This window comes from Enterobacter sp. SECR19-1250, from assembly GCF_013391025.1.
Taxonomy (GTDB): Bacteria; Pseudomonadota; Gammaproteobacteria; order Enterobacterales; family Enterobacteriaceae; genus Enterobacter; species Enterobacter cloacae.
Genome location: NZ_JACASJ010000186.1, coordinates 1 through 4,899, shown reverse-complemented (window position 1 = coordinate 4,899; position 4,899 = coordinate 1). Strand labels below are relative to the sequence as shown.

At 55.5% G+C, this 4,899-nt stretch carries 3 protein-coding genes and 1 pseudogene; 1 reads left to right on the top strand and 3 read right to left on the bottom strand.

The genetic code is table 11. The annotated features are described in order from the left end of the window. Positions 1–47 precede the first annotated feature (47 nt). Positions 48–242: pseudogene (locus HX884_RS25290) on the bottom strand (polyphosphate kinase 2); the annotation flags it as partial. 167 nt (positions 243–409) lie between these two features. On the opposite strand from HX884_RS25290, the gene araJ reads away from it, so the two are divergent. Continuing rightward, positions 410–1,585: an MFS transporter AraJ gene (gene araJ / locus HX884_RS25285; RefSeq protein WP_129327331.1), complete on the top strand. Its 1,176-nt coding sequence runs from the start codon at positions 410–412 to the stop codon at positions 1,583–1,585. Between the two features lie 61 nt (positions 1,586–1,646). Here araJ and adhP read toward each other — a convergent pair whose 3' ends face one another. Further along, positions 1,647–2,657, bottom strand: coding sequence for an alcohol dehydrogenase AdhP (adhP, locus tag HX884_RS25280; RefSeq protein WP_013096530.1), 1,011 nt, complete (start codon positions 2,655–2,657; stop codon positions 1,647–1,649). Positions 2,658–2,852: 195 nt separating this feature from the next. After that, positions 2,853–4,562, bottom strand: a complete 1,710-nt coding sequence (locus tag HX884_RS25275) for an ABC-F family ATP-binding cassette domain-containing protein (protein WP_178328965.1) — start codon at positions 4,560–4,562, stop codon at positions 2,853–2,855. Positions 4,563–4,899 lie beyond the last annotated feature (337 nt).

The window sequence follows — 4,899 nt, the reverse complement described above, 5'->3', positions numbered from 1 at the left end:
ACAACCCGCTACGGGGGAGACTTACCCGAAATCTGATTTATTCAACAAAGCCTCCCGCCTTTACCGGCCCCGTCGCGTCCCTCAAACACGATGCAGACTTTCAATCCTTTGGCGACAACCCATTGCTGGAGTTTGACCAGTTCAACGTGAAGGCGACGAAGCTCTTTTTCATACTCTTTTGTTTTCAGAGGGGCATTTTTAACGACATCAACAGCGACGCTGGTTTTCTTATTACTTGCCATGATTGTCATCCTCAGGTTGTCCGGTCGCGGGGAAGAAGCGAGGCCGCATTAAGAAGTGTAATTCACCTGAATTAATGGATTAACGTGTCAGTCTGCTGATTTGAACTGGCTCACCATACAAGATTATTCAATAATGCTCGCTGCGAATTTTCACTCGTGGTTGTGGTATGAAAAAGACAATTTTCTCGTTAGCCCTTAGCACGTTTGGCCTGGGCATGGCTGAATTTGGCATTATGGGTGTCCTGACGGAACTGGCGCATGATACCGGTATTTCCATTCCCTCCGCCGGAAATATGATTTCGTTTTACGCCTTTGGCGTGGTGATTGGCGCGCCGATTGTGGCGCTGTTTTCCAGTAAGTTCTCGTTAAAAACCACGCTGCTGTTTCTGGTTGCCCTGTGTGCGGTGGGCAACGCGATGTTTACCTTTTCCACATCCTATTTTTGGCTGGCGGCAGGGCGTTTAATCTCGGGGTTCCCGCACGGCGCAATTTTCGGTGTGGGGGCGATTATCCTCTCGAAAATAGCGCCACCGGGTAAGGTGACGGTGGCCGTGGCGGGGATGATCGCCGGGATGACCGTGGCGAATCTGGTGGGGGTTCCGTTTGGAACCTGGCTGGGGCATACATTCAACTGGCGCTATACCTTTTTCCTGATAGCCCTGTTTGACGCGCTGGTGATCCTCTCGGTGCTGGTGTGGGTACCAAACCTTCATGACGCATCAGAAATAAAACTCACCGAGCAGTTTCACTTCCTGAAAAAACCGGAGCCGTGGCTGATTTTCGCCGCCACCATGTTTGGCAACGCTGGCGTTTTTGCGTGGTTCAGTTTTGTGAAGCCGTTTATGGTCAATGTCTCTGGCTTCTCCGAGGGGCTGATGACGATCATCATGATGTTAATGGGCCTCGGCATGGTGCTGGGTAACCTGCTGAGCGGGAAACTATCGGGCCGTTTCAGCCCGCTACGTATTGCTGCCACCACCGATATGGTGATTGTCGCCTCACTGTTATTGCTTTTCGCCTTTGGCGAACAGAAAACCGCGTCGCTGGTGATGGGGTTCATCTGCTGTGCCGGGCTGTTCGCACTCTCAGCACCACTGCAAATTCTGCTGCTGCAAAATGCGAAAGGAGGGGAAATGCTTGGTGCCGCAGGCGGACAGATGGCGTTTAACCTGGGCAGTGCGATTGGTGCTTATTTTGGTGGGATGATGATTACGCTCGGTTTTAGCTGGAGCTATGTCACGCTACCGGCGGCGATATTATCCTTCCTGGCGATGAGCGCGCTGCTGGTGTATGGCTATCTGCGCGCCCGGCGGGCTAAGTCTGATGCTCGTGCGCTGGCCTGAGTGCCGGAATGTGGTCATAAAAAACCGCCCCATAAACGGAGCGGTTAGCGGGTACGGACCGTTACGAGCGTAAATCAATCACCATGCGGCCGCGTATCTGGCCCTGTTCCATCTCTTTGAAGATGGCGTTGATATCTTCCAGCGGGCGCATTGTCACTTTTGGCACCACTTTGCCTTCGGCAGCGAACTGGAACGCTTCCTGCAGATCCTGACGGGTACCAACCAGCGAGCCGACCACCTGGATACCGTCCAGCACCAGACGGGGGATATCAAGGCTCATGGCTTCCGGCGGCAGGCCAACGGCCACCACGCGGCCACCGGCACGCACCGCGTCCACCGCCGAGTTAAACGCTGCTTTCGCGACCGCGGTTACAACAGCCGCATGCGCGCCGCCGGTTTTTTCCTGCACGATTTTAGCGGCATCTTCGCTGCGGGAGTTGATGGTTAAGTCTGCCCCCATGCTTGCAGCCAGCTTCAGCTGTTCGTCGTTAACGTCAAGAGCGATGACTTTGGCGTTGAAGACGTTTTTCGCATACTGCAGCGCGAGGTTACCCAGTCCGCCCAGGCCGTAGATCGCAATCCACTGGCCCGGCTTGATATGGGAGACTTTTACCGCTTTGTAAGTGGTGACGCCGGCACAGGTTATGCTGCTGGCCGCAGCGGAATCCAGCCCGTCAGGCACTTTTACCGCGTAATCCGCGGTGACAATGCACTCTTCAGCCATGCCGCCATCAACGGAATAACCGGCGTTTTTCACATCGCGGCACAGGGTTTCGTTGCCGGTATTACAGTATTCACAGTGGCCGCAGCCCTCAAAGAACCACGCGACGCTTGCACGGTCGCCGACTTTCAGTGACGTCACGCCAGGCCCAACTTCTTTCACGATCCCAATCCCTTCGTGGCCCAGGATCACACCGGTTTTATCACCGAAATCGCCATTTTTGACGTGGAGGTCAGTATGGCAAACGCCACAGCACTCCATTTTGAGCAGGGCTTCGCCGTGCTTCAGTGGGCGTAAGGTTTTTTCGGTAACATTGACCTGATGATCCTGTGTAACAACAGCAGCCTTCATAGGTTTCTCCTTGTTTTTGATGGGTATGTGTATCGCAGGGGAATACTACTTAAGGATTAATAGTTTAGAGGAGTTATGCAAGGCGGCGGCAACATAATGTCACCAATTGATGCGATTTCAGATTAAGAATACAGCGATCCTCTAATAATTAGGGGGGAATTCACTGGCCCGGCGAGAAGCTCGCCGGGCACAGATCTACAGTTTTGCTTCTATCACCTCAATCTCTTTGCGCCATTGCGCCTGCAGATGTGGTTTCTGATGCTTAGGCTTACGCGCCAGGTCTTCTGCGAGTAGCGTTTCCAGCGCGATCAGCCTTTCAAGCAGATCGTCCGAGGCTTGCGCTTTAACATCCGCGACTGCGGGTGACGCCGACGACGCCATCAGGCTTGTGCGTTCACGCAGCCGTTCGAACACCGCTTCGGCGTCATGCCATTCGCTCAGCAAACCGTCCTCAATCAGCCAGAAGCGATTGCAGCTTTGGGCGATCAGCTGCCGGTCATGGCTGACCAGCAGCACTCCGCCGTCAAACTGTTGCAGGGTAGTGGCCAGCGCCTCTTTGCCTTCCATGTCCAGGTGGTTGGTAGGCTCATCCAGCATCAGCAGGCTATAACGGGCAAGCGTCAGGCCGACAAACAGCAGGCGCGAACGCTCCCCGCCGCTGAGGGTGCTGACCTTTTGCCCGTGACGCGCCCACGGGAACCCGGCGCTGATAAGCGCCATCTTGCGATCCTGTGGCGCTGGCGCAAAAGGCTCCAGCGCGTCGAAGATCGTTGCCTCATCCGGAAGCTGATTCAGCGTCTGGTCGTAATAGCCTGGCGACACGCGAGGATGGAGTTTTAGCCCAGCCTCTGACGGTTCACCTGAGAAATGCCGCCAGATGAGCTTCATCAGCGATGATTTGCCGCAGCCGTTACGCCCGACGATAGCCACGCGATCGCCACTTTTAAGCCGCGCAATGTCGACGTGAAATAGATCGGGCAACCCGGGTGCAGGCGGTACGCCGAGGTTTTCCATCTCCAGTAGCCGGTCTGCCCGCAGGGCATCACCACGCAGGGTTAACGTCCACGGACTGCCTGCGGTGAGCTCTGTCTGGCTCTCTTTTAGCCGCTCGACCTGTTTTTCCATCTGTTTGGCTTTGCGGGCCAGATCTTCGTTATCGTAGACCTTGCCCCAGGTGGCCAGCCGTCTGGCACTGGCGGTTACGCGGTCGATCTCCTTTTGCTCCGCCTTATGCCGCAGCGCATCGCTTTCGTCTTTCGACACCAGCGCCTGGCGCGCGGCGGTGCAGGGAAGGGCAAAGTAGTGCAGCATCTTATCGCGCAGGATCCAGCTGCCGTTGGTGACGGCATCCAGCAACTGCCTGTCGTGCGAGACCAGTACAAAGCTGCCGGACCAGTTCTGTAAAAACTGCTCCAGCCAGAGCATGGTAGGCAAATCGAGGTGGTTGCTCGGCTCGTCCAGCAGTAACAGGTCCGGCTCGCCGATCAACGCCCGCGCGAGCAGGAGACGCGTGTGTTGCCCGCCGCTCAGCGTCGCCGACGTTAAGGCCATGTCCTGCGGCGTAAAGCCCATACCCGCCAGCAGCGTTTCAGCTTTCCAGCGCAGGCTCTCGCGCTCAGTCGTGGGCAGTTGCGCCAGCACGGCATCCAGCATGGTCAGGGGATAAATGGCTTCTGGCAGATGTTGCTCAACGCGCGCCATCAGACAGTGTCCGGCCAGCGCGACGCTTCCGGCAGCGGGAGAGTCTGTGCCGTCCAGCACCTTCAGCAGCGTACTTTTGCCGCAGCCGTTGTCGCCCAGCAGGCCAATGCGGTCGCCTTTTTTCAGCGTAAAGGAGAGGGAGTCGAAGAGCGTGCCAAACGCCGTATCAACACGTAAAGATTGTGCAGTGAGTAAAGTGCTCATTGTTGCTTACCCAAGAGTTACAGGCATGTTTATGCCTCGTCAAACATCGCTGACGATAACTCAGTAAGCCCGAGAGAAGGGATTTCAGGGGTTGGTGTCTTCGCTCAAGCAGAAGTTATCGCAGCACGATACCGATAACGCTTGAGCTGGTGCGATCACCAAATGCATGTGAAACATTGAAAATTTCACAGTACAGCATAATTGGCCTCCTTATATATTCAGTGGGTTAATGGATGAAAGGAGTGTAGCGGGGGAAAGGCGGTTTGGCTAGGGGGGGCGAATGTAATTCCCTCTCCCTGTGGGCTGAGGGTTCCCCAGAAAAATGAAAAGCACGATG